Annotated in this window: 23 protein-coding genes; 15 read left to right on the top strand and 8 right to left on the bottom strand. The window is 65.5% G+C overall.

Annotated elements, in window-relative coordinates; genetic code table 11:
- Positions 1 to 206: 206 nt before the first annotated feature.
- From VK98_RS01730 to hcnC, 4 genes are all read left to right on the top strand, one after another.
- Positions 207 to 902: a GntR family transcriptional regulator gene (locus VK98_RS01730; RefSeq protein WP_048412395.1), complete on the top strand. Its 696-nt coding sequence runs from the start codon at positions 207 to 209 to the stop codon at positions 900 to 902.
- A gap of 547 nt (positions 903 to 1,449) precedes the next feature.
- Positions 1,450 to 1,728 (top strand): (2Fe-2S)-binding protein, encoded by a 279-nt coding sequence (locus VK98_RS01735; protein ID WP_275899845.1) that lies wholly within the window; start codon positions 1,450 to 1,452, stop codon positions 1,726 to 1,728.
- Complete coding sequence (locus VK98_RS01740; protein WP_048412397.1) at positions 1,725 to 3,122, top strand: NAD(P)/FAD-dependent oxidoreductase; 1,398 nt, start codon at positions 1,725 to 1,727, stop codon at positions 3,120 to 3,122. The genes VK98_RS01735 and VK98_RS01740 overlap by 4 nt, the downstream gene beginning before the upstream one ends.
- Positions 3,123 to 3,124: 2 nt before the next feature.
- Positions 3,125 to 4,393, top strand: a complete 1,269-nt coding sequence (gene hcnC, locus VK98_RS01745) for a cyanide-forming glycine dehydrogenase subunit HcnC (protein ID WP_048412398.1) — start codon at positions 3,125 to 3,127, stop codon at positions 4,391 to 4,393.
- A gap of 109 nt (positions 4,394 to 4,502) precedes the next feature.
- Here hcnC and recR read toward each other — a convergent pair whose 3' ends face one another.
- From recR to hrcA, 6 genes are all read right to left on the bottom strand, one after another.
- A complete protein-coding gene (gene recR, locus VK98_RS01750) occupies positions 4,503 to 5,105 on the bottom strand; it encodes a recombination mediator RecR (protein ID WP_048412399.1) in 603 nt (200 codons plus the stop codon).
- A 5-nt stretch (positions 5,106 to 5,110) separates the two neighbouring features.
- Entirely contained in the window at positions 5,111 to 5,566 is a 456-nt protein-coding gene (locus VK98_RS01755) for a hypothetical protein (protein WP_048412400.1), read from the bottom strand.
- Positions 5,567 to 5,636: 70 nt separating this feature from the next.
- Positions 5,637 to 5,975 carry a YbaB/EbfC family nucleoid-associated protein gene (locus tag VK98_RS01760; RefSeq protein WP_048412401.1) on the bottom strand — a complete coding sequence of 113 codons (339 nt, stop codon included), beginning with the start codon at positions 5,973 to 5,975 and terminating at the stop codon, positions 5,637 to 5,639.
- 7 nt (positions 5,976 to 5,982) lie between these two features.
- The gene (dnaX, locus tag VK98_RS01765; RefSeq protein WP_048412402.1) at positions 5,983 to 7,878 is read right to left on the bottom strand and encodes a DNA polymerase III subunit gamma/tau; all 1,896 of its coding nucleotides are present in this window, start codon (positions 7,876 to 7,878) and stop codon (positions 5,983 to 5,985) included.
- A 73-nt stretch (positions 7,879 to 7,951) separates the two neighbouring features.
- On the bottom strand, positions 7,952 to 8,962 hold the full coding sequence (gene mltB, locus VK98_RS01770; RefSeq protein ID WP_048412403.1) for a lytic murein transglycosylase B: 1,011 nt from the start codon (positions 8,960 to 8,962) through the stop codon (positions 7,952 to 7,954).
- Between the two features lie 97 nt (positions 8,963 to 9,059).
- Positions 9,060 to 10,082 (bottom strand): heat-inducible transcriptional repressor HrcA, encoded by a 1,023-nt coding sequence (gene hrcA / locus VK98_RS01775; protein WP_048412404.1) that lies wholly within the window; start codon positions 10,080 to 10,082, stop codon positions 9,060 to 9,062.
- 306 nt (positions 10,083 to 10,388) lie between these two features.
- Between hrcA and recA the strand changes: the two genes are divergently transcribed.
- The 5 genes from recA to VK98_RS22620 all read left to right on the top strand — a co-directional run bounded on the left by recA (position 10,389) and on the right by VK98_RS22620 (position 15,877).
- Complete coding sequence (gene recA / locus VK98_RS01780) at positions 10,389 to 11,441, top strand: recombinase RecA (RefSeq protein WP_043591738.1); 1,053 nt, start codon at positions 10,389 to 10,391, stop codon at positions 11,439 to 11,441.
- 8 nt (positions 11,442 to 11,449) lie between these two features.
- Positions 11,450 to 11,905 carry a recombination regulator RecX gene (gene recX, locus VK98_RS01785; protein ID WP_048412405.1) on the top strand — a complete coding sequence of 152 codons (456 nt, stop codon included), beginning with the start codon at positions 11,450 to 11,452 and terminating at the stop codon, positions 11,903 to 11,905.
- Positions 11,906 to 11,907: 2 nt separating this feature from the next.
- Positions 11,908 to 12,366 (top strand): SRPBCC domain-containing protein, encoded by a 459-nt coding sequence (locus VK98_RS01790; RefSeq protein ID WP_048412406.1) that lies wholly within the window; start codon positions 11,908 to 11,910, stop codon positions 12,364 to 12,366.
- A gap of 76 nt (positions 12,367 to 12,442) precedes the next feature.
- Positions 12,443 to 15,076, top strand: a complete 2,634-nt coding sequence (gene alaS, locus VK98_RS01795; RefSeq protein WP_048412407.1) for an alanine--tRNA ligase — start codon at positions 12,443 to 12,445, stop codon at positions 15,074 to 15,076.
- A 315-nt stretch (positions 15,077 to 15,391) separates the two neighbouring features.
- A complete protein-coding gene (locus VK98_RS22620) occupies positions 15,392 to 15,877 on the top strand; it encodes a GNAT family N-acetyltransferase (RefSeq protein ID WP_197082928.1) in 486 nt (161 codons plus the stop codon).
- A gap of 199 nt (positions 15,878 to 16,076) precedes the next feature.
- Here VK98_RS22620 and VK98_RS01805 read toward each other — a convergent pair whose 3' ends face one another.
- Complete coding sequence (locus VK98_RS01805; RefSeq protein ID WP_048412408.1) at positions 16,077 to 16,847, bottom strand: sulfite exporter TauE/SafE family protein; 771 nt, start codon at positions 16,845 to 16,847, stop codon at positions 16,077 to 16,079.
- A gap of 948 nt (positions 16,848 to 17,795) precedes the next feature.
- Between VK98_RS01805 and kdpF the strand changes: the two genes are divergently transcribed.
- From kdpF to kdpE, 6 genes are all read left to right on the top strand, one after another.
- Positions 17,796 to 17,885 carry a K(+)-transporting ATPase subunit F gene (kdpF, locus tag VK98_RS23115; protein WP_019103745.1) on the top strand — a complete coding sequence of 30 codons (90 nt, stop codon included), beginning with the start codon at positions 17,796 to 17,798 and terminating at the stop codon, positions 17,883 to 17,885.
- A gap of 2 nt (positions 17,886 to 17,887) precedes the next feature.
- Positions 17,888 to 19,711, top strand: coding sequence for a potassium-transporting ATPase subunit KdpA (gene kdpA, locus VK98_RS01815; RefSeq protein ID WP_048412409.1), 1,824 nt, complete (start codon positions 17,888 to 17,890; stop codon positions 19,709 to 19,711).
- Positions 19,712 to 19,807: 96 nt separating this feature from the next.
- Positions 19,808 to 21,853: a potassium-transporting ATPase subunit KdpB gene (kdpB, locus tag VK98_RS01820; RefSeq protein ID WP_197082929.1), complete on the top strand. Its 2,046-nt coding sequence runs from the start codon at positions 19,808 to 19,810 to the stop codon at positions 21,851 to 21,853.
- 20 nt (positions 21,854 to 21,873) lie between these two features.
- Entirely contained in the window at positions 21,874 to 22,446 is a 573-nt protein-coding gene (gene kdpC / locus VK98_RS01825; RefSeq protein ID WP_048412411.1) for a potassium-transporting ATPase subunit KdpC, read from the top strand.
- A 121-nt stretch (positions 22,447 to 22,567) separates the two neighbouring features.
- Positions 22,568 to 25,270: a sensor histidine kinase KdpD gene (locus VK98_RS01830; protein WP_048412412.1), complete on the top strand. Its 2,703-nt coding sequence runs from the start codon at positions 22,568 to 22,570 to the stop codon at positions 25,268 to 25,270.
- Between the two features lie 18 nt (positions 25,271 to 25,288).
- Positions 25,289 to 25,984 (top strand): two-component system response regulator KdpE, encoded by a 696-nt coding sequence (kdpE, locus tag VK98_RS01835; RefSeq protein ID WP_048409856.1) that lies wholly within the window; start codon positions 25,289 to 25,291, stop codon positions 25,982 to 25,984.
- Here kdpE and VK98_RS01840 read toward each other — a convergent pair.
- Complete coding sequence (locus tag VK98_RS01840; RefSeq protein ID WP_048412434.1) at positions 25,981 to 26,652, bottom strand: response regulator; 672 nt, start codon at positions 26,650 to 26,652, stop codon at positions 25,981 to 25,983. The two genes, kdpE and VK98_RS01840, sit on opposite strands and share 4 nt — an antisense overlap.
- Positions 26,653 to 26,665: the final 13 nt, after the last annotated feature.

Below are 26,665 nucleotides of genomic sequence, written 5' to 3' on the forward strand. Positions count from 1 at the left end.
TTATGCATTGTTGCATTTTAATCACCTTGCATTGCAGCACGACAAAGACTGAAAAAATCATCTTTTCCCCAAGCAAAATCAGCAATAATTGAATACAAAATCAAGACATGAGCGCGAAGCGCGTCGGCCTCGCCGCCGTTGCCGCAGCCATTGCCCGCCCTCCCCGCGCCTGTGATAATTTGAGGATTGCAACCGCCGACACCGCCATGCCCCGAACCACAGCACCGCGCCAAACCCTCACCGCCACCACCACCGACACGCTGCGTCAGCGCATCCTGCTGGGAGAGTGGCCGGCCGGCACGCAACTGCGCCAGGAGGCGCTGTCCAAGGAGCTGGGCGTCAGCCGGGTGCCGCTGCGCGAAGCGCTGCGGCAACTGGAGGCCGAAGGATTGGTGGCCATCACCGAACGGCGCGGCGCGGTGATCGCCCAGCTGTCCTTGCCGGAAGTGCTGGAATTGTTGCGAGTGAGAGTGCTGCTGGAATGCGATATGTTGCTGGAGGCGGTGCCGCGGCAGACCCAGGCGGATCTGGACGCGGCCGGCGCGCTGCTGGCGCAGTTCGAGGAGGCGCTGCGCCGACGGGATGTCGGCGCCTGGGGCATTCTGAATTCACGCTTCCACCTGGCGCTGTACCAGGCCGCCAACCGGCCGCAGACCCTGGCGCTGATCGAGCAGTTGCACAACCGCACCGACCGCTACACCCGAATGCAGATTCTGCTGACCAATTTCAGCGATCGCGCCCATCGCGAGCACAGCGAAATGCTCGAACTGTGCCGCCGCAAGGACGCGGTCAGCGCCGCCGCCTTCCTGCGGCAGCACATTCTGAACGCGGAAGAGGCCCTGGAAGCCTGGCATCAGGAGCGCCAGAGCGAAACCGGCCGCGACGCGCGCAAACCGGCCTGAACGCCGCCGACCAAGCGTGGCAAGCGCTTGGTTTCAAACAGAAAAGTCCTGAAACACACTATATCCAATGGCTAAAATAATGATGATGACATCATTTTTTAAGCCATTTGATCATAATCAAATAATGCACAGTTTTGAAAATGCTATACGCATTGAAATAACAGAAAAATACATTATCCCAACGGTCTATGGCCGCGCAAAATAATCTCAACACATTGTTTTAAAATCACAATTACCCAGTCATAGCTCGCCCCACTCCTGCCGTCGTCGCCAATCTGTATACATCTGATCACAGTAATCTGTACATTGCCTGTACCCATACAATGCGATAACAATGCTTGCGACAATTAAAAAGCGATTCATCATAATTAGGCCACGGTCATCGCCGCATCGCCTGATTGTCTGACCAAAATCAGACGCGACCAAATCGCTCGCGGCCGGAAGCGACTGTCCACACCGCGCGTCATCCGGCGCCCCTTTCGTGTCAGTAGAACCAGAACGAGCTATTTCGATGCCAAATTTAGACAGAAAATATGACATTCAGAAATTGAATGAAGATCAAATCGCCATCAACATCAATGGCAACACCGTCGCCGCCGCGCAGGGCGAGACCGTGCTCAGCGTGCTCAACGCCGTCGGCTTGCGCCGCGTCAGCCGCAACGACAGCCAGCAAACCATGGGCTCCTACTGCGGCATGGGGGTGTGCCACTGCTGCCTGGTGCGCATCGACGGCCGCTACAAGCGCCGCGCCTGCCAGACCGTGGTGCAGCCCGGCATGACCGTGGAAACCGCGGCCAACCGCATCGAGCTGGAGGGCCTGCAATGAGCGCGCGCCCCATCATCGTCGGCGGCGGACCGGCCGGCATGGCCGCCGCCATCGAGCTGGTCAAGCACGGCCTGCCCTGCACCCTGATAGACGAAGCCTCGCGCCTGGGCGGCGTGGTGTACCGCGGGCCGCTGCGCCAGGGCGTGACCCTGGACTATCTGGGCGAACGCTACCGCGACGCGATGCAGGCCCTGCACGCGGAGTTTGCCCAAGTCAGCCACGCGGTGGAGATCAAGCTGAACACCCGCGTCGTCGGCGGCGAAGCCGGCCAATGGCTATACGCGCTGAATGAACAGGAAAAAGTCGAGAAGATAGACTTCGAACACTTGCTGCTGTCCGCCGGCTGCCACGAGCGCAGCGTGCCCTTCCCCGGCTGGACCCTGCCCGGCGTAATCATGCTGGGCGGCCTGCAGCTGCAGATCAAGAGCGGCGTGGTCAAGCCCTTGGGCCGCACCACCATCGTCGGCACCGGCCCCTTGCTGCCGCTGGTGGCCTGTCAATTGCACCGCGCCGGCGCCGACGTCCAGGGCGTCTACGAGGCCAGCTCCTTCGGCCGCATCGCCAAGGAAACCCTGGCCATGCTGAACAAGCCGCAGCTGTTCCTGGACGGCCTGAGCATGCTGGCCTACCTGAAGCGCCACAGCGTGCCGCTGCACTACGGCTGGGGCGTGGTGGAGGCCACCGGCGAACAAGAGGTGCAGGAAGTCACCGTCGCGCCTTACGACGACAACTGGACGCCGGACCTGAACCGCGCGGTCAGCCTGGCCACGGAAACCCTGGCGGTGGGCTACGGCTTCATACCCCGCACCCAGCTGACCCAGCAAATGGGCCTGCGCCACGCTTACGACGCCGACGGCTTCCTCAAGCCGGAAATCAACGGCTGGCAGCAAAGCAGCGAAGCCCACATCCACCTGGCCGGCGACATCGGCGGACTGCGCGGCGGCGAAGCCGCCATGCTGAGCGGCCGCATCGCCGCCCAGTCCATCCTCAAGCAGCGCGGCGCGATCAGCGCCGAACTGGCCGAGAAAAACCGCCAGCGCTACCTGGCGGAACTGAAGGCGGTGCTGCGCTTCCGCGTGGGCATAGACAGCTTCACCCAGCGCGGCAGCGGACAGCTGGCGCTGCCGCAGGAAGACACGGTGATCTGCCGCTGCGAGAACGCGCTGCGCAAGGACATCGACGCCGCGCTGGAGCAAGGCGTGCAGGACTTGATCAGCCTGAAGATGCGAACCCGCGTCAGCATGGGCGACTGCCAGGGCAAGATGTGCGTCGGCTATTGCAGCGACCGTCTGCGCGAGCACACCGGCAAGGCGGACGTGGGCTGGATCCGGCCGCGTTTCCCGCTGGACCCCTTGCCGTTCTCCGCCTTCCAAACCGAAACCGAAGAGGCCTGACCATGAGCAGACAATACGACATCGTGATCGCCGGCGGCGGCGTGATCGGCGCCTCTTGCGCCTACCAGCTGTCCAAACGCAAAGACCTGAAAATCGCGCTGATCGACGCCAAGCGCCCCGGCAACGCTTCTCGCGCTTCGGCCGGCGGCCTGTGGGCGATAGGCGAATCGGTGGGCCTGGGCTGCGGCGTGATCTTCTTCCGCATGACGTCGGCCAAGAACAAGCGCGAGGCGGCCGGCGCCGCCATCGCCGTGGACGCCAGCACCCCGCACATCCTGCCGGAATCCTTCTTCAATTTCGCGCTGGCCTCCAACGCGCTGTACCCGGCCCTACATCAGGAATTGATCGAAAACCACGGCATGGACTTCAAGTTCGAGGAAACCGGGCTCAAGTTCGTGATCTACGACGAGGAAGACCAGCTCTACGCCGAACACATCGCCGCGCAGATTCCCCACCTGTCCGACCAGGTGCGCTGGGTGGACCAGGCCCAGTTGCGCGAGAACGAACCCTACATCAGCCACGAGGCCACCGGCGCGCTGGAATTCCTGTGCGACCACCAGGTCAGCCCCTTCCGCCTGACCGACGCCTACACCGAGGCGGCGCGCCAGAACGGCGTCGACGTGTTCTTCAACACCAATGTCACCGGCGTGCTCAAGCAAGGCTCGCGCGTCACCGGCGTGCGCACGCTGGAGGCCGGCGACTTCCACTGCCACACCCTGATCAACGCCGCCGGCTCCTGGGCCGCCGAGCTGAGCCAATGGGCCACCGGCGTGGGCATTCCGGTCAAACCGGTCAAGGGCCAGATCGTGCTGTCGGAGAAAATGCCCAAGCTGCTGCGCGGCTGCATCACCACCAGCGACTGCTATATCGCGCAGAAGGACAACGGCGAGATCCTGATCGGCAGCACCACCGAGGACAAGGGCTTCGACGTCAGCAACACCTATCCGGAAATCGCCGGCCTGGTCAAGGGCGCGATCCGCTGCCTGCCGGAGATGAAGAACATCAACATCAAGCGCTGCTGGGCCGGCTTGCGCCCAGGCTCCCCGGACGAACTGCCCATCCTGGGGCCGATGCAGGGCGTGGACGGCTACCTGAACGCCTGCGGCCATTTCCGCACCGGCATCCTGACCTCGGCCATCACCGGCGTGATGCTGGACGCGCTGGTGCGCGGCGAGACGCCGCCGCTGGACGTGACGCCCTTCTTGGCGGACCGTTTCAACGCCCCGGCCAAGCCGGCGGCGCAGGCGGCCGCCGAACTGGCGCTGTCCTAAAAACGCGACGGCCCGCCGCGCATGCGGCAGGCCATCCCACTGCTTCAGATGTTCCTCTGTTACAGGCCGGCTCGTCCGGCCTGCTTTTTTTGCCCCGCCGGGCCCGCCGTTACTGGCCGACGCCGCGGCGCTCGTACACCGCCTGCGCCAAGGTCCCCAGATCCACGTACTCCAGCTCGCCGCCCACCGGCATGCCGCGCGCGATGCGCGTCACCTTCAGGCCGCGCTCCTTCAGCAATTCGGCGATCATGTGCGCGGTGACCTCGCCTTCGGCGGTGAAATTGGTGGCGATGATCACCTCCTCCACCGCGCCGTCCGCCGCCCTGACCAAGAGCTTGTCCAGGTTGATGTCGCGCGGGCCGACATTGTCCAGCGGCGAGATGCGGCCCATCAGCACGAAGTAGAGGCCGTCGAAGCACTTGGCCTGCTCCAGCGTCAGCAGGTCCGCCGGCATCTCCACCACGCACAGCAAATCCTGGCGACGCTCTTCGTCGGCGCAGATCGGGCACAGCGGGGTTTCGCTGAAAGTGTTGCAGCGTTCGCAGTGCGTCAGCTGGGTCAGCGCGCGGTCCAGCGCGCGCGCCAGCTTGTCCGCGCCCTTCTTGTCGCGCTGCAGCAGATGGAAGGCCATCCGTTGCGCGGTCTTGGGCCCGACGCCCGGCAGCACTTTCAGGGCGGAGATCAGATGGTCTAGAGCGGGAGGGTTCTTCATCGCTTTCACAATCGGGAAAAACGGCGGCGCAGACGCGCGTGCCGCCAGGCAAAGACCAGACGGAAAATGCCGTAATGCAGTGTCAACAGCAGCGGCGCGCGCGGCGCGAAGCCGACGCGGTCCACCACTTCGCAGCCTTCGGGCAAGGCGCGCACCCGCCGCCGGTGCAGCCAGCGCCGCTGGCTCAGCATGGTCGAGCGCTCGTCGAAGGCGCCCGGCTCCAGCCGCGTCAGCCCCAAATCGTCGCATTCCACCGGCAGCAGGCCGAACAACAGAATCCAGCACCGCCCGATGCGCGCCGGCGGCGTCAGCCCGGCGGGCAGAACCTTGCCCGGCAAGCGCATGCCGAGCCAGGGCCTCAATTCGTCGTTGATGCCGGCGGCGCTGGTCGCGTGTGCCCACACCCGGTCGGCGTCGGCGCGCAGGCGGCTGCGCACGGTGAAATGGGCGAATCGGCGCATGGCTACCCCAGGGTCAACGCAAAAATGGCCCGGCGCGCGCCGAGCCATCCGGATGCCGAAACCGACGCGATCAGAACGGCAGCTTCATGCCGGCCGGCAGGTTCAGGCCGGCGGAAAAACCGGACATCTTTTCCTGGGTGGTGGCCTCGACCTTGCGCACCGCGTCGTTGAACGCGGCGGCGATCAGGTCTTCCAGCATTTCCTTGTCTTCCTTGGCGTCGTCCAGCAGGCTGTCGTCCAGGCTGATGCGCTTGACGTCGTGGGAGCAGGTCATCACCACCTTGACCATGCCGGCGCCGGATTGGCCTTCCACTTCCACCTTGGCCAGTTCTTCCTGCGCCTTCTTCATATTGTCCTGCATTTGCTGGGCCTGCTTCATCAGGCCGGCGATGCCACCTTTGCCAAACATAATCGTTTCACTCCTTCACGGGTTGAATGGTTTCGATGAGCAGCGTCGCGTCGAATTCGCGCACCATTTGCTGCACCACCGGATCGTTTTTCATATTCTCGCGCGCGATGTCCAACTGCTCCTGCCTATGGCGGGCGTCTTTCATCGCCGGCGTTTCCAGGCCCAGCTCTTCCACCGTCACCGCCAGTTCCACCGGCCGGCCGAAGCGCTCGCGCAAGGCGAGCTTGAGCTTGTCCTGATAATCGCGGCTGGTCATGTGGCGGAAGCTCTCCGGCACCGCCAGCGCCAGGCGGTCCTGGTCCCAGTCCTTCAATACCGCATTATGGGCCAGCATGCGCGCCGCGCCCAGCTTGACGCCCAGTTCGGTCACCAGCGCCTGCCAATCCCCGTCGAATCGATAATCGGCCGGCTCTTCCGGCGGCGCCTGCAAATAGGACGGCATTTCCTCGTCCGCCGCCGCGCCCTGATCCCAGGGCACGTCGTCGGGGCTGACGTCGCCGTCGTCCGCAGCGTCTTCCTCCTCGGGCTCAGGCTCGGGCGGCGGCGCGGCCTGACGGACCGGCGCGGGCGGCCTGGCCGCGACTGGCACGGGGGCTGGCGCGGCAGGCTCGGGTTCGGGTTCCGCCGCCGGGGCGCTGTCCTGCGCAGGCGGCGGCGCCGGCTGGCGCGCGGCCGGCGAACTCAGGCCGGCGGCCTGCAAGGCGCGCGCGGCCGGCGAAACGCCTCCGGACGCGGCCGGGGCTGGCTGAGCCTGCGGCGGCAGCGGACGCGTCGGCGCGCCGGCGGCCGGGCGCGCCGGCGCGGCCTCGGCCCGGGCGTTGGCCGGATGGAAGGCCAGCATGCGCAGCAGGGTCATATTGAAGCCGGCGTGCTCGTCCGGCGCCAGCGCCAGGTCTTTGCGGCCGTGGATGGCGATCTGGTAATACAGCTGCACGTCCTGCGGCGCGATGGCGTCCGCCAGCGCCTGCAGCGCGTCGCGCTCCGGCTCGTCCTGGGCGACCGCCTGCGGCACGGTCTGCAGCAGCGCCAGCTGCTGCAACAAGACCGCCAGTTCGCTCAGCGCTCCTTCGAAACTGACGCCGCGTTCGGCCAGGCCGTCGGCTTCGGCCATCAGCTGCGGGCCGTCGCCGGCCGCCAGCGCCTGCAGCAGAGCGAACAGGTAGCGGCGGTCCACCGCGCCCAGCATCGCGCGCACGCCGTCTTCCTTGACCTCACCCAGGCCATAGGCGATGGCCTGGTCCAGCAGCGACTGCGCGTCGCGCATCGAGCCGGAAGCGGCGCGGCCCAGCAAGGCCAGCGCCGGCGCCTCGTAGGCGATGCCCTCCACGTCCAGCATGTGGGCCAGGTGGCCGGCCACCTGCTGCGGCGTCATATTGCGCAGCGAGAACTGCAGGCAGCGGCTCAACACCGTGACCGGCACTTTCTGCGGGTCGGTGGTGGCCAGGATGAATTTGACGTGGGCCGGCGGCTCCTCCAGCGTCTTCAGCATCGCGTTGAAGGCGCTCTTGGACAGCATGTGCACTTCGTCGATGATGTAGACCTTGAAGCGGCCGGACGTCGGCGCGTACTGGGCGTTTTCCAGCACTTCGCGGATATTGTCGATGCCGGTGTTGGACGCGGCGTCGATCTCCAGCAGATCGACGAAGCGGCCGGTGTCGATCTGGCGACAGGCCGAACATTCGCCGCAAGGCTCGGCGGTGGTGCCGGTTTCGCAGTTCAGGCTCTTGGCCAGAATCCGGGCGATGGTGGTCTTGCCCACCCCGCGCGTCCCCGTCAGCAGATAAGCGTGGTGCAGACGCTGTTCTTTGAGGGCGTTGGTCAAGGCGCGCACCACGTGCTCCTGGCCGACCAGATCGGCAAAGCGCTTGGGACGCCACTTACGGGCAAGGACTTGATAGCTCATGGGGGCGGATTTTAATGGCAATTGCCGCGCGTGGCGACAGGTTTCGCGCCGCCGCGGCGGGCGGCGCGCGGCGTCACGGCTGGGTTGCGGCCTGGCCCGCCAGATAGCGCTGGCGCAGCTGATCCGCGATTTCCTGCACCGCCTTGGCGTACAGCGTGCTGCGGTTGTAGCGGGTGATCACGAAGAAGTTGTTGAGGCCCAGCCAGTATTCGGTCACGCCCGGCGCCGTTTCCAGCGGCACCAGCACCGCCGGCACGTCGTCGGCCACCGGAGCCTGCGGCGTCACGCCCATTTTCTTCAACTCGCCCACGGTGTAGTGCAGATTGAATTTGTCGGCGATCAGCTGATCGATCTGCGGCCCCGGCTGCACGCTGGCCGGCAGGATCACGTCGTCGCCGTGGCGCCAGCCGTGGCGCTGGAAGTAATTGGCCACGCTGCCGATCGCGTCGTCCGGATCGCTCCAGATGTCGCGGTGGCCGCTGCCGTCGAAATCCACCGCCCATTTGCGGAAGCTGGACGGCATGAATTGCGGCCAGCCCATCGCGCCGGCGTAAGAGCCTTTCAGCGTCAGCGGGTCCTTGCCCTCCTCCTTGGCCAGCAGCAGGAATTCGGTCAGCTCCTTGCGGAAGAATTCCGCCCGTCGCGGGTAATCGAAGCCTATGGTGGACAAGGCGTCCACCAGGCGGAAGCTGCCGGTGTTGCGGCCGTAATGCGACTCCACGCCCAGAATGGCGACGACGAGCTCGGGCGCCACGCCGTACTGCTGCTCGGCGCGCGCCAGCGCGGCCGCGTTGGCGCGCCAGAACGTCACGCCGTCGGCGATGGTCTTTTCCCCCACCGTGGAATTGCGGAACTGATACCAAGGCCGCGAGGTGGACGGCTTGTCCAGGATCTTGATGATGTTGGGCTTGAGTTCGACATTGGCGAACACCGCCTCCAGCTCCGGGCGATTGAACTGGCCGCCGGCTACCTGCTCGTCGATATAGCGCTGCACGTCCGGACGCGCCAGGAAGGCGGCGTCGGCCTGGGCAAGCTGGAAGGAGAACAGGGCCGCCAACGGGGCCAGTTTAAGCAAAGATTTCATGGGCTGGTTTCTGATTGGATTTTTGACTTTGCCGCGCTCCCCTAAAGAACGCGGCGCGAAAACACGACCACGGACCCCGCAAGCTCGCGGCCAAACGCTAAGCGCGGAACGACAAGGCGCTGGACACTAGCCGCGCGGTGATGTCGACGATAGGTATCACCCGCTCGTAAGCCATCCGGGTGGGCCCCACCACGCCCAGCGCGCCGACCACCTGGCCGTTGATCCGATAAGGCGCGGTCACCACCGAGCATTCGTCCAGCGTCACCACTCCGGACTCCTCGCCGATGAAAATGTTCACGCCCTGGGCTTCGCGCCCCTGGTTCAGCAGCTTCAGCAATTCGGTCTTGCGTTCGAAGACATTGAACAGCCGGCGCAGCCGCGACAAGTCCTCGGACAGGTCGCTCACCTCCAGCAGCCGGCTGCCGCCGGCCACCACCACCGCCGCGCTGCTGGCCGCCATCGAGCTCTGCCCCAGGCGGATCGCCGCCGACATCAGCTCGGCGATGTCGCCCTGCAACTGGCGCAACTCGTCCGCCACCCGGCTGGCGATGCTGTCCAGGCCCTGGCCGGCGTAATGCTGGTTGATGAAATTGCCGGCTTCTATCAGTTCCGACGGGGTGTAGTCGCGCTCCGTAGTCAGCAAGTGGTTCTGCACGTCGCCGTCCAGCGTCACCAGAATCATCAGCACCCGTCGCTCGGACAGGCGCAGGAATTCGATCTGGCGGAAGGCGATGTCGGAACGCTGCGGCGTGACGATCACGCCGGCGAAATGGGTCAGTTCGGACAGCAGCGAGGACGCGGACTGGGCGATGCGCTGCGGGCTGTCCGGCTGCAGGTTCAGCTCCAGCTCGTGCAGCGCCGCCTCTTCCAGCGGCCGGATGGTCAGCAGGCGATCGACGAACATGCGGTAGCCGCGCGCGGTGGGCACCCGGCCGGCCGAGGTGTGCGGCGCCGCGATCAGCCCCATCGCCTCCAGTTCCGCCAGCACATTGCGGATGGACGCGGACGACAGCTCGACGCCGGGCAGCATCGACAGGGTCTTGGACCCCACCGGCTGGCCGTCGACGATATAGCGTTCGATCAGGACCTTGAGCAGGTGTTGCGCGCGTTCGTTCATCATGATGGCTTCATTGTACACAGGGTGGACACTTGTAAAAGTGGTCGCAATCACAACTTTTTCAAGCGAGATCGCGCTTTCCCGTCCCGAAGGACGGTATCGCCGGCAAGCGGCCCTGCCGTTGGCCAAGGCTTTATGAGATAATCGACGCCATCTTTTCGGCTATCGGCGCAGCAAACGCAAGCGCGGCGGGCCTTCCCCGCCCGCGCCCCGCAAACCCCTGTCCGGCATCGGGTTTTTCCGCCAACAGGACGCTTGCCGCCGCTGGCCGACCATTCATTTCGTTTAGCGCCCCACACTGGAGACAGCATGGCATCCGAAGACAAGAGCAAAGCGTTGGCCGCGGCCCTTGCCCAGATTGAAAAGCAATTTGGCAAGGGTTCGATCATGCGCATGAGCGACAACCAGATCAACGAAAACCTGCAGGTGGTCTCCACCGGCTCGCTGAGTCTGGACTTGGCGCTTGGCGTCGGCGGCCTGCCGCGCGGCCGCGTCGTGGAAATCTACGGCCCGGAGTCGTCCGGTAAAACCACCCTGTGTCTGCAAGCGGTGGCCGAGATGCAGAAATTGGGCGGCACCTGCGCCTACATCGACGCGGAAAACGCGCTGGACCCGCAATATGCGCAAAAGCTGGGCGTCAAGGTCGACGACCTGCTGATCTCGCAGCCGGACACCGGCGAACAGGCGCTGGAAATCTGCGACATGCTGGTGCGCTCCAGCGGCGTCGATCTGATCGTGATCGACTCGGTGGCCGCGCTGGTGCCGAAGGCGGAAATCGAAGGCGAGATGGGCGACAGCCACGTCGGCCTGCAAGCCCGCCTGATGAGCCAGGCGCTGCGCAAGCTGACCGGCAACATCAAGCGCACCAACACCCTGGTGATCTTCATCAACCAGATCCGCATGAAGATCGGCGTGATGTTCGGCAACCCGGAAACCACCACCGGCGGCAACGCGCTGAAGTTCTACGCCTCCGTGCGCCTGGACATCCGCCGCACCGGCGGCATCAAGAAGGGCGAGGAAGTGATCGGCAACGACACCCGCGTCAAAGTGGTGAAGAACAAGGTGTCGCCGCCGTTCCGCCAGGCCGATTTCGAAATCCTGTACGGCGAGGGCATCTCCCGCCAGGGCGAAATCATCGAGCTGGGCGTCAAGCACGGCTTCATCGACAAGTCCGGCGCCTGGTACGCCTACAACGGCCAGAAGATCGGCCAGGGCAAGGACAACACCCGCGAGTGGCTGAAGTCCAACCCGGAAATCGCCGCCGAAGTGGAACGCAAGATCCGCGACGCGGTGGGCATCAAAGTGGAAATCACCGAAGGCCAGCCGGACGAAGAGTTCGCGGACGACGCGCTCGACGCCTGATTTCCCGAATGGAAAAAAGCCTGAGGGCGCGAGCCGTCGACCTCCTGTCCCGCCGCGAATACACGCGGCGGGAGCTGGAGCGGCGGCTCGCTCCGTTTGCGGAAAGCCCGGAACAATTGAGCGCCCTGCTGGACGATCTGGCCGAACACAGCTGGCAGTCCGATCAGCGCTTCGCCCAGCAGTTCGCCGACAGCAAGGGCCAGCGCTACGGCAGCCGCCGGCTGCAACAGGAAATGCGCCAGCGCGGCGTGGACGCCGAGCTGATCCGCGACGCCTTGCAAGGCCGCGACGACCTGGCCGCCGCCCAGGCGCAATGGCGGAAGAAGTTCGGCCGCATGCCGGACACGCCGCAGGAGCGCGCGCGCCAGATCCGCTTTCTGGCCGGACGCGGCTTCCCGATGTCCGTCATCGCCAAGGTGCTCAGCGGCGCCGACGACGACGACTTTCCCGCCGACGAGGACTGAGCATGCAAACGCGCAGCATCGCCACCCAGATCGACATAGACGCCGAACCGGCCGCGGTCTGGCGCGTGCTGTGCGACTGGGCCGCCTATCCGGCGTGGAACCCCTTCATCGTCGGCCTGCACGGCCGCCAGCAGATAGGCGCCCGGCTGGTGGTCAGCATCCATCCGCCCGGCCGGCCGCGGCTGACCTTCCGCCCGCGGCTGGAGGTCTTGCAAACGGCGGACGAGCTGGCGTGGCTGGGGCGAGCGCTGCTGCCCGGCCTGCTGGACGGCCGCCACAGTTTCCGTCTGGAAGCGCTGGAAAACGGCGGCACCCGGCTGCATCACGGCGAAACTTTCAGCGGCTTCTTGCTGCCGCTGTTCGGTCAGGCCTTGCTGGCCGACGCCCGCAAGGGTTTCGAATTGATGAACCAGGCGCTCAAGCGTCGCGCCGAAACCCTTGCCAGCGCCGGCGCGGCTTGACACAATCAGCTGTCCGCGCCGCTCTGGGTTCAAGCCCCCAAAGCGGCCCAGAATTCGCAATCTTACGAAATCAAACATGAAAACCTCTGAAATTCGCCAGAAATTCCTGGATTTCTTTGCCGGCAAAAACCATCAGGTGGTGCCCTCCAGCAGCCTGATCCCCGGCAACGACCCCACGCTGATGTTCACCGTCGCCGGCATGGTGCAGTTCAAGGACGTGTTCCTGGGCTTTGAAAAGCGCGACTACACCCGCGCCACCACCAGCCAGAAATGTCTGCGCGCCGGCGGCAAGCACAACGACCTGGAAAACGTCGGCTACACCGCGCGCCACCACACCTTCTTCGAAATGCTGGGCAACTTCAGCTTCGGCGACTACTTCAAGCAAGACGCCATCACCTTCGCCTGGGAATTCCTAACCGGCGAACAGTGGCTGAACCTGCCCAAGGACAAGCTGCTGGTCACCGTCTACGCCTCCGACGACGAGGCCTACGACATCTGGCACAAGAGCGTGGGCCTGCCGGCCGACAAGATCATCCGCATCGGCGACAACAAGGGCGCGCCGTACGCGTCCGACAACTTCTGGACCATGGGCGACACCGGCCCCTGCGGCCCCTGCACCGAGATCTTCTACGACCACGGCCCGAGCGTGGCCGGCGGCCCTCCGGGCAGCCCGGACGAAGACGGCGACCGCTTCATGGAAATCTGGAACAACGTGTTCATGCAGTTCAACCGCGACGAGTCCGGCACCCTGCATCCGCTGCCCAAGCCGTCGGTAGACACCGGCATGGGCCTGGAACGCCTGTCCACCGTGCTGCAGCACGTCAAGTCCAACTACGAGACCGACGCGCTGGCCTGCCTGGTGCGCGCCGCCGCGCGCGAAACCGGCATTGGCTACAGCCAGGACGTGCCGTCGCTGAAAGTGATCGCCGACCACATCCGCGCCTGTTGCTTCATGGTCGCCGACGGCATCCTGCCGTCCAACGAAGGCCGCGGCTACGTGCTGCGCCGCATCGCCCGCCGCGCCATCCGCCACGGCTACAAGCTGGGGCAGAAAGGCCTGTTCTTCCACAAGATCGTCGCCGATCTGGTGGCCGAGATGGGCGACGCCTATCCGGAACTGCGCGAGAAGCAGGCGCATATCGAAGACGCGCTGCGCGCCGAGGAAATCAAGTTCGCCGAGACGCTGGAAATCGGCATGGGCCTGGTCGACTCCGCCTTGGAAGGCGGCAAGACCGCGCTTGACGGCGACACCATCTTCAAGCTGTACGACACCTTCGGCTTCCCGGTGGACCTGACCGCCGACATCTGCCGCGAACGCGACATCCACGCCGATCTGGAAGGCTTCGAGCGCGCGATGGAGGCCCAGCGCGAGCGCGGCCGCGCCGGCTCCAGCTTCAAGATGACCGGCAAGGTCAGCTACAGCGGCGCCGACACCTGCTTCCACGGCTATGATTCCGCCAGCACCGACGCCAGGGTATTGGCGCTGTTCAAGGGCACCGAAGCCGTCGCCGCGCTGGAAGCCGGCGAAGAAGGCATCGTGGTGCTGGACGACACCCCGTTCTACGCCGAAGGCGGCGGCCAGGTCGGCGACGTCGGCGAGATTTCGCTGCAAGGCGGCATCGGCGCGCTGTTCGACGTCAACGACACCCAGAAGATCCAGGCCGCGGTGTTCGGCCACAAGGGCAAGCTGGCCCGCGGCCGCCTGGCCGTCGGCGACAGCGTGACCGCCACCATAGACCTGCACGCGCGCGCCGCCAGCGCCCGCAACCACTCCGCCACCCACCTCCTGCACGCGGCGCTGCGCCACGTGCTGGGCGACCATGTCGCGCAGAAGGGCTCGCTGGTGAATCCGGAGCGCACCCGCTTCGACTTCGCCCACGGCGAACCGGTCAGCGCCGAGCAGATCGCCGAGCTGGAGCGCGTGGTCAACCGCGTGATCAGCCACAACCTGCCGGTCAAGGCCGAAGTGATGAGCATGGAAGCCGCGCAGAAATCCGGCGCGATGATGTTGTTCGGCGAAAAATACGGCGATGAAGTGCGCGTGCTGACCATGGGCGACTTCTCCGCCGAACTGTGCGGCGGCACCCACGTGCAGCGCACCGGCGACATCGGCCTGTTCAAGATCGTCGCGGAAAGCGGCGTCGCCGCCGGCGTGCGCCGCGTCGAAGCCGTCACCGGCGAAGGCGCCATCGCTTACATCCAGGCGCAGGACGCCTTGCTGAAAGAAGCCGCCGGCGCGCTGAAAGCGCAGACGCTGGACGAAGTGGCCGCCAAGATCGGCAGCCTGCAGGACAACGTCAAGACGCTGGAAAAAGAGCTGGCCAAGCTCAAGGGCCAGCTGGCCGCCTCCGCCGGCGACAGCCTGTCCGACAGCGCCGCCGACGTCAACGGCGTCAAGGTGCTGGCGGTGGAACTGCCGGGCGCTGACAACACCGCGCTGCGCGAAACCCTGGACAAGCTGAAAGACAAGCTGGGTTCCGCCGCCATCGTGCTGGCCGCCAAGGGCGACGGCAAGGTGGCGCTGGTGGCCGGCGTCACCGCCGACCTGACCGCCAAGCTCAAGGCCGGCGAATTGGTCAACTTCGTCGCCCAGCAGGTGGGCGGCAAGGGCGGCGGCCGTCCGGACATGGCCCAGGCCGGCGGCACTCAGCCGGAAAACCTGGCGGCGGCCTTGGCCGGCGTGCAGGCCTGGGTGGCCGGCAAGCTCTAAGAGCCTGTTCATAGTCGCTGCGCTTCGGCGATACGGCGTTGAACAGGCTCTAAGAACCTGTTCAAAGTCTGCTGCGCTTCAGCGATACGGCGTTGAAAACAAGCTCAAAATGCTCATGTACCACTTGTACATTCCGCTTTTTCGCTTGTTTTCGCCTTGTCTCGCCCTTGCTCGCGAGACTTTGAACAGGCTCTAAGCCACACGCCTCACTCCGACAAAAGACCGCGCGTTTGCGCGGTCTTTTTTTTGTCCGCCTTTTGCCAAACCGGCCTGATTGCGCGCATGCTGGACCGGGACATCGCAGAGGAAACCGCCATGGACCGACTCGAAGCGCTGGAACTGCGCGCGGCGCGCGCCGACGAACTGCCCGCCGTGCTGAGCCTGATCGCCCTCGCCTTCCTGCCGCTGGCCGCGCGCTTGCCAAGCCGCCCCACCGCGCTGGACGAGACCGAGGACAGCCTGCGCCAACGCCTCCGCGCCGGCGGCCGCATCCACGTCGCCAGCCGGCAGGACGCGCTCTTGGCCTGCATGATCACCGCGCCGCTGGGCGCGACCGCGGCGGAATGCAAGCGCGTCTGCGCCCACCCGGACTGGCAGGGCCTCGGCCTGGGCAAACGGCTGATGCTGCACGGCGAAGCCCGCCTGAAACAGCAGGGCGTCGTCCGCGTCCAGCTGGCCACCCGCGCCAGCATGCCGGCCAATCTGCGCTTTTATCAGGCGCTGGGCTATCGCGTCGTCGCGGAAGAGCCCTACCCGGCGGGCATCCCCGATCTGCGCATCATCCTGGAAAAACAATTGTAGCCGGCGGGCGCGGCTTTCTTGCTCCAGGTCAATGGCGTAAAAATTAATGAACCCTAATATTAAGAGGCTTTAATTTGGCTTCTCCTCTTGTTGTTTGCATTTCAGCCCTGCTCGCCTCTCCGATCAGGGCGTTTTTTTTGGCGCGCGGACATGAAAAAAGGCGGCCGGAGCCGCCTGTTTTCCTTCATGCCGCGCCGGCTCAAAACACCAGCTTGCCGCCTATCACCGCCAGCATCACCGCCAACGCCGGCCGCAGCCAGCCCTCAGCCAACTGCCGCGTCAACTTGCTGCCCAGCCAGATGCCGGGCAGCGAGCCGGCCAGCAGATTGGCCAGCAGCAGAAAATCCACATTGCCGAGCCCGGCGTGCCCCAGACCCGCCACCAGGGTCAGCGGCACCGCGTGCGCGATTTCGGTGCCCACCAGCCGCGAAGTCGACAGCGCCGGGTACAGCAGGAACAAGGCCAGCGTGCCCAGCGCGCCGGCGCCGATGGAGCTGAGCGTCACCAACACGCCCAGCACCACGCCGGTGGCCACGGTCAGGCCGATGCGCGGCTCCGACGACAGGGCCAGAGCGCCAGAACGCCCCAGCCAGCGCAGCAGCAGAGGCTTGCCCAAGATCGCCGCCGCGGTCAGCAACAGCGCGACGCCCAGCACCAGCTTGAACAAGGTGTCCAGCATCTTCTCCGGCAGATGCAAATAAGACAGGCCGGCCAGCACCAGCAAGGCCGCCGGCACGCTGCCGGCGCTCAGCCAGCCGGCGATGCGCCAATCGACGTGGCCCTGGCGATGATGCACCGTCGCCCCGCCCATCTTGGTCAAGGCCGCGTACAGCAGATCGGTGCCGACCGCGGTGGCCGGGGAAATGCCGAACCACAGCAAGATGGGCGTCATCAGCGAGCCGCCGCCCACTCCGGTCAGACCGACGATGAAACCCACCGCCAGGCCTGCGATCGCATACCCCCACTCCATAACACCCGCTCCTTGGCCGCGCCATTCGATAGCCGGATGCTACGCCAGTTTCATATAACGATTTATACCGTTTTGAAACAACATTATTCGAAAAGTGATTTACCTCAAAGACTTGCCCCGCTCATCCGCCAGATCATGCTGCGGTAACATCGCGCCGGTAGCGTGAAATGGCCGGGACGGAAAGCAAACGCAATATTTGCTTCTAATCGCAACCAAGCAGGGCTTTACAAATCTTCAAAATAGCGTCAATGTCAAAGGGTCAGGGTTTGCCCTGGCCTCACACAAGTACGTGACCGAGAGGTGCAAGGATGATGACTTCCCGTATTCCTCTGAGTGTTCGCAGAAAGCAGGCTAGAGACCAGCACGAGAGTTTTCTCTACGCGGTCGCCAAGCCTCAGTTGAGTGATGCTGAGAGGTCGCGCCAGCAGAAAGTGCGCCAACGCGCGCACGACCGGGACGATGCCCGGTTCCTGGCCGACCGCTGCGACGACCTGTTCTGAACACCTTGCCCACTGGCGGCTTGCCGCCTGTTAACGGTTAGCGGCCCAGCCATACGCCACGCCGCAACCCTCCTGCCTTGAAGCGGACAGCGCGCTAGCCGCCTGCGCCGGGCAGCCCGTTTCGTCTCCCGCCGCCGCGCCAGCCGTTCCCCGGCCTCCCCATTACGCGCCGAACGCCGCTGCTTGCCGCCGCGCATAAAGAAAATTCCCTTTCCCGCCCAAATCCCGCCGAATTTGCGCCTAACTGCGATTTCCCACCGGTTTTTACGCGATTTTTATACCGCTCCAACGGCTTTTATCGGGTTTTTGACGCCGGCTTCAGTACCTTTCCATTACTGATTCAAATGGAGATTTTCACCATGGATGTCGTCTATCTGGGACTCGTCCTCTTGTTCGGCGCGCTGGCCTGCGGCTTTGTCGCCGGCTGCCGGAAACTGGGAGACAAGGAATGAGCGTCTGGTATCTGCTCAGCGCGCTGATCGCGCTGGGCCTGCTTGGCTATCTGATCTACGCACTGCTTAAGCCGGAGAATTTTTAATCATGTTCGCCAATTTCATCGGCTCGGCCGCACCCTTGCAGCTGGGCGTGTTCCTGTTGACGCTGCTGGCGCTGGCCTGGCCGCTGGGCGCCTACATCGCCCGCGTGATGCGGGGCGACAACGTCGGCCCGCTGCGCCTGTTCGCGCCGCTGGAGCGCGGCTTCTACCGGTTGGCCGGCGTCAAGCCGGACGAGGACATGGGCTGGCGCGGCTACGCGGTGGCCCTGCTCTTGTTCAATGTGCTGGGCGCGCTGGTCCTGTACCTGCTGCAGCGCCTGCAAGGCTGGCTGCCGTTCAACCCGCAGGGCATGGGCGCGGTGGCGCCGGACTCCGCGTTCAACACCGCGATCTCCTTCATCACCAACACCAACTGGCAAGGCTATGGCGGCGAATCCACCATGGGTTATCTGGTGCAGATGCTGGGCCTGACGGTGCAGAACTTCCTGTCCGCCGCCACCGGCGCGGCGGTGGTGCTGGCGCTGGTGCGCGGCTTCGTCCGCCACGGCTCGGCCAAGATCGGCAATTTCTGGGTGGACGTTACCCGCTTCACTCTCTACGTGCTGCTGCCGCTGTCCTTCGTGTTCGCGCTGGTGTTCAGCCAGCAGGGCATGATCCAGAACCTGGCCGCCTATAAAGACGTGCAAACGGTGGAGGCCACCCATTACCAGCAGGCCAAGACCGACGCCCAGGGCAATGTAGTCAACGGCGCCGACGGCAAGCCGGTGATGGTGGACGCCAGCACGCAGAAACAGACGCTGCCAATGGGGCCGGTGGCCTCGCAGGAAGCGATCAAGCTGCTGGGCACCAACGGCGGCGGCTTCTTCAATGCCAACTCGGCGCACCCGTTTGAAAACCCCACCCCGCTGAGCAATTTCCTGCAAAGCCTGGCCATCTTCCTGATTCCGGCGGCGCTGTGCTTCGTGTTCGGCCGCATGGTGGGCGATCAGCGCCAGGGCTGGGCCATCATCGCCGCGATGACGGTGATGTTCGTCTGCGCGGTGGCGACGACCACCGGCGCGGAACAGGCCGGCGTGCCGCAGCTGAGCGCCATGGGCGTGGATCAGCAGGCCAGCCATCTGCAGGCCGGCGGCAATATGGAAGGCAAGGAAACCCGCTTCGGCGTCATCGACACCTCGCTGTTCATCGCGGTGACCACTTCCGCCTCCTGCGGCGCGGTCAACGCCATGCATGATTCGCTGACCCCGATCGGCGGCCTGGTGCCCACCTTCCTGATGCAATTGGGCGAGGTGGTGTTCGGCGGCGTAGGCTCCGGCCTGTACGGCATGCTGATCTTCGCCATCCTGGCGGTGTTCATCGCCGGCCTGATGGTGGGCCGCACCCCGGAATACCTGGGCAAGAAGATAGAAACCTACGAGATGAAGATGACGGCGATCACCATCCTGGTGACGCCTATCCTGGTGCTGACGCTGACCGCCGTCGCGGTGCTGGCCGCCTCCGGCAAGGCCGGCATCCTCAACCCCGGCGCCCACGGCTTCAGCGAGGTGCTGTACGCCTTCACCTCGGCCGCCAACAACAACGGCAGCGCCTTCGCCGGCCTGTCCGCCAATACGCCGTTCTACAACATCGCCACTGGCGTGGCCATGTTCTTCGGCCGCTTCTTCATGATCGTGCCCATCCTGGCCATCGCCGGATCGCTGGCCGCCAAGAAGCGCCTGGCCGTCACCGGCGGCACCCTGCCCACCCACGGTCCGCTGTTCGTGGTGTTGCTGATAGGCACGGTGTTGCTGGTGGGCGCGCTCAACTACGTTCCCGCGCTGGCGCTGGGCCCCATCGTCGAACAATTGCAGATGATCAGCGGCCGCTAAGCTTGCGGGAGGACTCATACTATGAACGATATCAATCATTCCAAACTGTCGGCCGCCCAGCCCGCCCAGGCGGGTCACCGCAACGCGGCCAAATCCATGCTAGACCCCAGCCTGGTGAAACCGGCCATCGTCGACTCCTTCAAGAAGCTGTCGCCGCGCACCCAGTGGCGCAACCCGGTGATGTTCGTGGTCTACATCGGCAGCATCCTGACCAGCGCGCTGTGGCTGCAGTCGCTGGCCGGCCAGGGCGAGGCGCCGTCCGGCTTCATCCTGGCGGTGGCGCTGTGGCTGTGGTTCACCGTGCTGTTCGCCAACTTCGCCGAAGCGCTGGCCGAGGGCCGCAGCAAGGCCCAGGCGGCCAGCCTGCGCTCGGCCAAGAAAAACGTGGTGGCCAAGAAACTGTCCGGCCCCAGCCACGGCGCCGGCAAGACCGTGATCGACGGCAGCAGCCTGCGCCGTGGCGACTATGTGCTGGTGGAGGCCGGCGACGTGATCCCGGTGGACGGCGAGGTGATCGAAGGCGTGGCCTCGGTGGATGAGTCCGCGATCACCGGCGAATCCGCGCCGGTGATCCGCGAGGCCGGCGGCGATTTCTCCTCGGTCACCGGCGGCACCCGCGTGCTGTCCGACTGGATCGTGGTGCGGATTTCCGTCAACCCGGGCGAAACCTTCCTCGACCGCATGATCGCGATGGTGGAAGGCGCCAAACGCCAAAAAACCCCGAACGAGATTGCGCTGACCATCCTGCTGGTGGCGCTGACCATCGTGTTCCTGGTGGTCACCGTCACCCTGCTGCCCTTCTCGCTGTTCAGCGTGGAAGCGGCCAAGGCCGGTTCGCCCATCAGCATCACCACCCTGGTGGCCTTGCTGGTGTGCCTGATCCCCACCACCATCGGCGGCCTGTTGTCCGCCATCGGCGTGGCCGGCATGAGCCGGATGATGGGCGCCAATGTGATCGCCACCTCCGGCCGCGCGGTGGAAGCCGCCGGCGACGTGGACGTGCTGCTCTTGGACAAGACCGGCACCATCACCCTGGGCAACCGCCAGGCCTCCACCTTCATCCCGGCGCCTGGCGTCAGCGAACAGGCGCTGGCCGATGCCGCGCAACTGGCCTCGCTGGCCGACGAAACCCCGGAAGGCCGCAGCATCGTGGTGCTGGCCAAGAAGCAGTTCAATCTGCGCCAGCGCGAGCTGGCCAGCCATGAAGCCGTGTTCATCCCCTTCACCGCGCAAACCCGGATGAGCGGCATAGACTACGACGGCCGCCAGATCCGCAAGGGCGCCATCGACGCCATCCGCCGCCATATCGCCGACCAGGGCGGCCAGTTCCCGGACGCGCTGGCCAAGAGCGCCGACGAAGTGGCGCGCCGCGGCTCCACCCCGCTCCTGGTGGCGGAAGGCAATCGCGCCTTGGGCGTGATCGAGCTGAAGGACATCGTCAAGGGCGGCATCAAGGAGCGTTTCGCCGAGCTGCGCCAGATGGGCATCAAGACGGTGATGATCACCGGCGACAACCCGCTGACCGCCGCCGCCATCGCCGCCGAGGCCGGCGTGGATGACTACCTGGCCGAAGCCACGCCGGAAGCCAAGCTCAAGCTGATCCGCAGCCACCAGGCCGAGGGCAAGCTGGTGGCGATGACCGGCGACGGCACCAACGACGCGCCGGCGCTGGCCCAGGCCGACGTGGCGGTGGCGATGAACACCGGCACCCAGGCGGCCAAGGAAGCCGGCAATATGGTGGACCTGGATTCCAATCCCACCAAGCTGATCGAGATCGTGGAAATCGGCAAGCAGATGCTGATGACGCGCGGCTCCTTGACCACCTTCTCCATCGCCAACGACGTGGCCAAGTACTTCGCCATCATCCCGGCGGCGTTCGCCAGCACCTACCCGCAATTGAACGCGCTGAACGTGATGGGTCTGAACAGCCCGGCCTCGGCCATCATGTCGGCGGTGATCTTCAACGCCGTCATCATCGTGTTCCTGATCCCGCTGGCGCTGAAGGGCGTCAAATACCAGGCCAGGAGCGCGGCGGAGCTGCTGCGCGGCAATCTGCTGGTCTACGGCCTGGGCGGCCTGCTGGTGCCCTTCGCCGGCATCAAGCTGATCGACATGCTGCTGGGCTCTCTGGGCCTGGTATGAGCACCGAAAGGAAAACCCAAATGAAACTATTACGTCCCCTGCTGGTGGTGTTCGGCGGCCTGAGCCTGATCACCGGCCTCGCCTACCCGCTGCTCACCACCGGAGCCGCCCAGGCGCTGTTCCCGTTCCAGGCCAATGGCAGCCTGATCGAACGCGACGGCAAGATCGTCGGCTCGCGGCTGATAGGCCAGAACTTCAGCGGCCCGCAATATTTCTGGGGCCGCCCGTCCGCCACCGGCCCAATGCCGTACAATGCCGGCGGGTCCGGCGCGTCCAATCTGGGCCCCACTAACCCGGCGCAGCTGGACGCGGTGAAAGCCAATGTGGCGCGCGTCCGCGCCGCCCATCCGGGGCAAAGCGGCCCGGTGCCGGTGGACCTGGTCACCGCCTCGGCCAGCGGCCTGGACCCGGAAATTTCCGCCGCCGCGGCTTTCTACCAGTTGGAGCGCGTCGCCGCCGCCCGCAAGATGGAACCGGCCGCGCTGCGCAAGCTGGTGGAAAGCCGACTGATAGGAGAAACCTTCGGCCTGCTTGGCGAGCCGCGCGTCAATGTGCTGGAATTGAACCTGGCGCTGGACAAGCTGGGCGCTTAATTAAAAATTAGCCACGGAAAACACGGACGAATCGCTCTCCATATCATGGAATAGCCCTAACATGGGCTTTGTGGTCGAGTTTCATTTCCGTGTTTTTCCGTGGCAAAAAACAGGACGCTCCATGCCCGACTCCCGTCCCGATCCGGACGCCCTGCTCGATGAGCTCAAACGCGAAGAACTGGACTCCCGGCGCGGCCGGCTGAAGATCTTCTTCGGCGCCTGCGCCGGCGTCGGCAAAACCTACGCGATGCTGGCCGCGGCCCGCGCCAAGCGCCAGGAAGGCGTGACCGTGCTGGCGGGCGTGGTGGAAACCCACGGCCGCAAGGAAACCCAGGCGCAACTGGCGGACCTGGAATTGCTGCCGCCGCGGCGGATCGCCTACAAGGGCCACGAACTGTCCGAGTTCGACCTGGACGCGGCGCTGGCGCGCCGGCCGCAACTGATCCTGATGGACGAATTCGCCCACTCCAACGCGCCCGGCTCGCGCCACCCCAAGCGCTGGCAGGATGTTGAGGAGCTGCTGGCCGCCGGCATCGACGTCTACACCACCCTCAATGTCCAGCATCTGGAAAGCCTGAACGATGTGGTCGGCCAGATCACCGGCATCGTGGTGCGCGAAACCCTGCCCGACCACGTGTTCGACCGCGCCGACGAAGTGGCGCTGGTGGACCTGCCGCCGGACGAATTGCTGGGCCGGCTGGCCGCCGGCAAGGTCTATCTGCCGCAGCAGGCCGAGCGCGCGGTGAAGAACTTCTTCCGCAAGGGCAATCTGCTGGCGCTGCGTGAACTGGCGCTGCGTCGCACCGCCGACCGCGTGGACGCGCAGATGCGCGCCTACCGCGCCGACCAGTCCATCAACCCGGTGTGGCACGCGCGCGAGCGGCTGTTGGTCTGCGTCGGCGCCAGCGCCGGCATCGACAAGCTGATCCGCAGCGCCAAGCGCCTGGCCGCCAGCCTGGACGCGGACTGGATCGCCGTCTACGTGGAAACGCCGCAGCAGCGCAAGCTGTCCGAAGAGCAGCGCGCCCGCGTGCTCAAGGGCCTGAAGCTGGCGCAGGAGCTGGGCGCGGAGACCACGGTGCTGGGCGGCAGCGAGCTGGCGCCCACGCTGCTGGCCTATGCCCGCAGCCGCAATGTGTCCAAGCTGGTGCTGGGCAAATCCGCGCGCGGCGGCTGGTCGCGGCTGTGGCGCCGCCCGCTGGCCGGCGAACTGAGCCGCCGCTCCAGCGACGTCGATCTCTACGTGGTGGCCCACGAGCAAGAAGACGCCGCCGCCGACGCCGCCGCCAAAACCGGCGGCAGCCTGCTGTTCGAAGAGCAGGACAGCCCGCGCTCGCGCTTCGGCTACCTCGCCGCCTTCGTCGCCTGCCTGCTGACCACCGCGCTGGCCGGCCTGCTGATTCCCCACGTGGCGCTGGCCAACGACATCATGATCTACCTGCTGGTGGTGGTGCTGGTATCGGTGCGCTACGGCCGCGGTCCCGGCATGCTGGCCTCGCTGCTGTCGGTGGCCTCCTTCGATTTCTTCTTCGTGCCGCCGCATATGTCGTTCGCGGTGTCGGACACCCAATATCTGATGACCTTCGTGGTGATGTTGCTGGTGGCCTCCATCATCAGCCAGCTCACCGCCCGGCTGCGCTTCGAAGCCAATATCTCCACTTATCGCGAACGCCGCACCCGCGCGCTGTACGACCTGGGCCGCGAACTGGCCGGCGCGCTGACCGCAGCCCAGATCGTCGACACCGCCGTCAGCCGGCTGGAGCCGCTGTTCGCCGCCAAGGTCAGCCTGTTCCTGCCCAATAGCGGCGACGAACTGCGCCTGGCCGGCGAGGGCCGAGAGCATGCGGATATCGGCGTTGCGCAATGGGTTTACGATCATCAGCAGCCGGCCGGCCTGGGCACCAACACCCTGCCCGCCAACGCCGCGCTTTACGTGCCGCTGCGCGCGCCGATGCGCAACCGCGGCGTGATCGCGCTCTTGCCGGAGGTCACCGATCAGGCCTTCCTGCCGGAACAGCAGCGGCTGCTGGAAACCTGCGCCGCCCAGATCGCGCTGGCGCTGGAGCGCGTGCATTACGTGGAAGTGGCGCAGGACGCCATCGTGGCGATGGAATCCGAACGGCTGCGCAACAGCGTGCTGTCGGTGGTGTCCCACGATCTGCGCACCCCGCTGACCACCATGGCCGGCCTGTCCGAGCGGCTGTGCTCGCCCAATGTGGACGACGGCCAGCGCGCCGAGATCGCCGCCGCCATCCAGGACGAGGCGCTGCGCATGAACAAGCTGGTGACCAATCTGCTGGACATGGCGCGGCTGCAATCCGGCGTCAAGTTGAACAAGGAATGGCAGATGCTGGACGAGGTGGTGGGCAGCGCGCTGCGCGCCGCTGAACGCGGCCTGCGCGGCCGGGAGCTGAAGCTGGAACTGGACCCGGACCTGCCGGTGCTGGAGTACGACGCGGTGCTGCTGGAGCGGGTATTGGTCAACCTGCTGGAAAACGCCGGCAAATACACGCCGCCCGGCAGCCATATCACGCTGGCGGCGCGGCGCGAGGGCGCGGAGGTGCTGGTGTCGGTCAGTGACGACGGCCCCGGCCTGCCGCCCAATATGGAACAGCGCGCCTTCGACAAATTCTCGCGCGGCGCGGCGGAATCCAGCACCCCCGGCGTGGGGCTGGGGCTGGCGATCTGCCGCTCCATCGTGGAAATCCACGGCGGCCGCATCAGCGCGCGCAACCGCTCGCCTCACGGCGCGGAATTCCGCTTCAGCCTGCCGGCCGGACCCGCGCCGGCGCTGCCAGAAGAACTCCCCGAACCGCGAGCCTAAACCTGAGCGAAACCCATCATGCAAGACGCACCAATCAGCATCGTCGTCATTGAAGACGAAAAACCGATCCGCCGCTTTCTGAGCGCGGCGCTGGAAGAAGAAGGCCTGACCGTCCACGAGGCGGAAACCGGCAAGCAGGGCTTGATCGAAGTGGCCACCCGCAAGCCGGACCTGGTGATCCTGGACCTGGGCCTGCCGGACATGAACGGCCAGGACACCATCAAGCAGCTGCGCGAATGGACCGACCTGCCCATCCTGGTCTTGTCAGCGCGCACCCAGGAAACAGAGAAAGTAGCCGCGCTGGACGCCGGCGCCGACGATTACCTGACCAAGCCCTTCGGCGTGGCCGAATGCCTGGCGCGCGTCCGCGTGCTGCTGCGCCGCCGCACCCATGGCAGCGCCGCGGCGCAGCAGCTGTTCCAGTTTGGCGACATCAAGGTGGACCTGGTCAACCGCCAGGTGGCCAAGGCGGAGACGGCGGTGCACCTGACGCCGATAGAATACCGGCTGCTGTCCACGCTGATCCGCAACGCCGGCAAGGTGATCACCCATCGCGAGCTGCTGCTGGCGGTGTGGGGGCCGTCGTTCTCGGAACACAACCAGTATCTGCGCGTCTATATGGGCCATCTGCGGCAGAAACTGGAAGACAATCCGGCGATGCCGCGCCACATCCTCACCGAGACCGGAGTCGGCTATCGGCTGGTGGAGGGCTAAGCGCTGCGCCCCACCCCGTTCTCCACCGCGAACACCGCCGCCTGCACCCGGCTGCTGAGGCTGAGCTTCTTCAGGATGTTCTGCACATGGATCTTGACCGTGCTCTCCGCCAGATCCAGGCTGCGCGCGATCTCCTTATTGCTCTTGCCCTGAGCCAGAAAGCCGAGGATTTCGCGTTCGCGCGGGGTCAGCCGGTCCAGCTCCTGTTCCGCCGGCTCCGCCTGCGGCGCGGCCGCGCCGTGGCGGAACTGGGCCATCAGCTTGGCGGTCATCGAATCGCTCATCACCGATTCGCCGGCGGCGGCGCGCGCCACCGCCTGGGTCAGGAAATCGGCGTCGATGTTTTTCAATAGATAACCGCGCGCACCGGCCTTCAGCGCCGCGGTCAGATCCTCGGCCTCCTCGGACACCGTCAGCATCACCACCGCCCGCTTGGGCTGATCCTGCAGCATCAAGGTCAAGGCCTCCACACCGGAAATGCCCGGCATATTCAGGTCCAGCAGCACCACGTCCGGGTCCAGTTGCTTGGCCAGCTTGACGCCCTCGGCGCCGTCCGCCGCCTCGCCGACGACATCAAAGCTGGCCTGGCGCGCCAATAAAGCCTTGATTCCGCTGCGGAACAAGGTGTGATCGTCCACCAGCAGAATGCGTATGCTCTGTTCTGACATCATCGAGTCCAGG

The sequence above is a fragment of the Chromobacterium sp. LK11 genome (genome assembly GCF_001043705.1).
Taxonomy (GTDB): Bacteria; Pseudomonadota; Gammaproteobacteria; order Burkholderiales; family Chromobacteriaceae; genus Chromobacterium; species Chromobacterium alkanivorans.

Coding starts and splice junctions, on each gene's coding strand:
- hrcA (WP_048412404.1), bottom strand. CDS start 10,082: ATGATGAACGAACGCGCGCAACACCTGCTCAAGGTCCTGATCGAACGC.
- dnaX (WP_048412402.1), bottom strand. CDS start 7,878: ATGAGCTATCAAGTCCTTGCCCGTAAGTGGCGTCCCAAGCGCTTTGCC.
- kdpC (WP_048412411.1), top strand. CDS start 21,874: ATGAAACTATTACGTCCCCTGCTGGTGGTGTTCGGCGGCCTGAGCCTG.
- alaS (WP_048412407.1), top strand. CDS start 12,443: ATGAAAACCTCTGAAATTCGCCAGAAATTCCTGGATTTCTTTGCCGGC.
- hcnC (WP_048412398.1), top strand. CDS start 3,125: ATGAGCAGACAATACGACATCGTGATCGCCGGCGGCGGCGTGATCGGC.
- kdpA (WP_048412409.1), top strand. CDS start 17,888: ATGTTCGCCAATTTCATCGGCTCGGCCGCACCCTTGCAGCTGGGCGTG.
- recA (WP_043591738.1), top strand. CDS start 10,389: ATGGCATCCGAAGACAAGAGCAAAGCGTTGGCCGCGGCCCTTGCCCAG.
- recR (WP_048412399.1), bottom strand. CDS start 5,105: ATGAAGAACCCTCCCGCTCTAGACCATCTGATCTCCGCCCTGAAAGTG.
- VK98_RS01840 (WP_048412434.1), bottom strand. CDS start 26,652: ATGTCAGAACAGAGCATACGCATTCTGCTGGTGGACGATCACACCTTG.
- VK98_RS01730 (WP_048412395.1), top strand. CDS start 207: ATGCCCCGAACCACAGCACCGCGCCAAACCCTCACCGCCACCACCACC.
- VK98_RS22620 (WP_197082928.1), top strand. CDS start 15,392: ATGGACCGACTCGAAGCGCTGGAACTGCGCGCGGCGCGCGCCGACGAA.
- VK98_RS01830 (WP_048412412.1), top strand. CDS start 22,568: ATGCCCGACTCCCGTCCCGATCCGGACGCCCTGCTCGATGAGCTCAAA.
- VK98_RS01755 (WP_048412400.1), bottom strand. CDS start 5,566: ATGCGCCGATTCGCCCATTTCACCGTGCGCAGCCGCCTGCGCGCCGAC.
- recX (WP_048412405.1), top strand. CDS start 11,450: ATGGAAAAAAGCCTGAGGGCGCGAGCCGTCGACCTCCTGTCCCGCCGC.
- VK98_RS01740 (WP_048412397.1), top strand. CDS start 1,725: ATGAGCGCGCGCCCCATCATCGTCGGCGGCGGACCGGCCGGCATGGCC.
- VK98_RS01805 (WP_048412408.1), bottom strand. CDS start 16,847: ATGGAGTGGGGGTATGCGATCGCAGGCCTGGCGGTGGGTTTCATCGTC.
- kdpE (WP_048409856.1), top strand. CDS start 25,289: ATGCAAGACGCACCAATCAGCATCGTCGTCATTGAAGACGAAAAACCG.
- VK98_RS01790 (WP_048412406.1), top strand. CDS start 11,908: ATGCAAACGCGCAGCATCGCCACCCAGATCGACATAGACGCCGAACCG.
- mltB (WP_048412403.1), bottom strand. CDS start 8,962: ATGAAATCTTTGCTTAAACTGGCCCCGTTGGCGGCCCTGTTCTCCTTC.
- VK98_RS01760 (WP_048412401.1), bottom strand. CDS start 5,975: ATGTTTGGCAAAGGTGGCATCGCCGGCCTGATGAAGCAGGCCCAGCAA.
- kdpB (WP_197082929.1), top strand. CDS start 19,808: ATGCTAGACCCCAGCCTGGTGAAACCGGCCATCGTCGACTCCTTCAAG.
- kdpF (WP_019103745.1), top strand. CDS start 17,796: ATGAGCGTCTGGTATCTGCTCAGCGCGCTGATCGCGCTGGGCCTGCTT.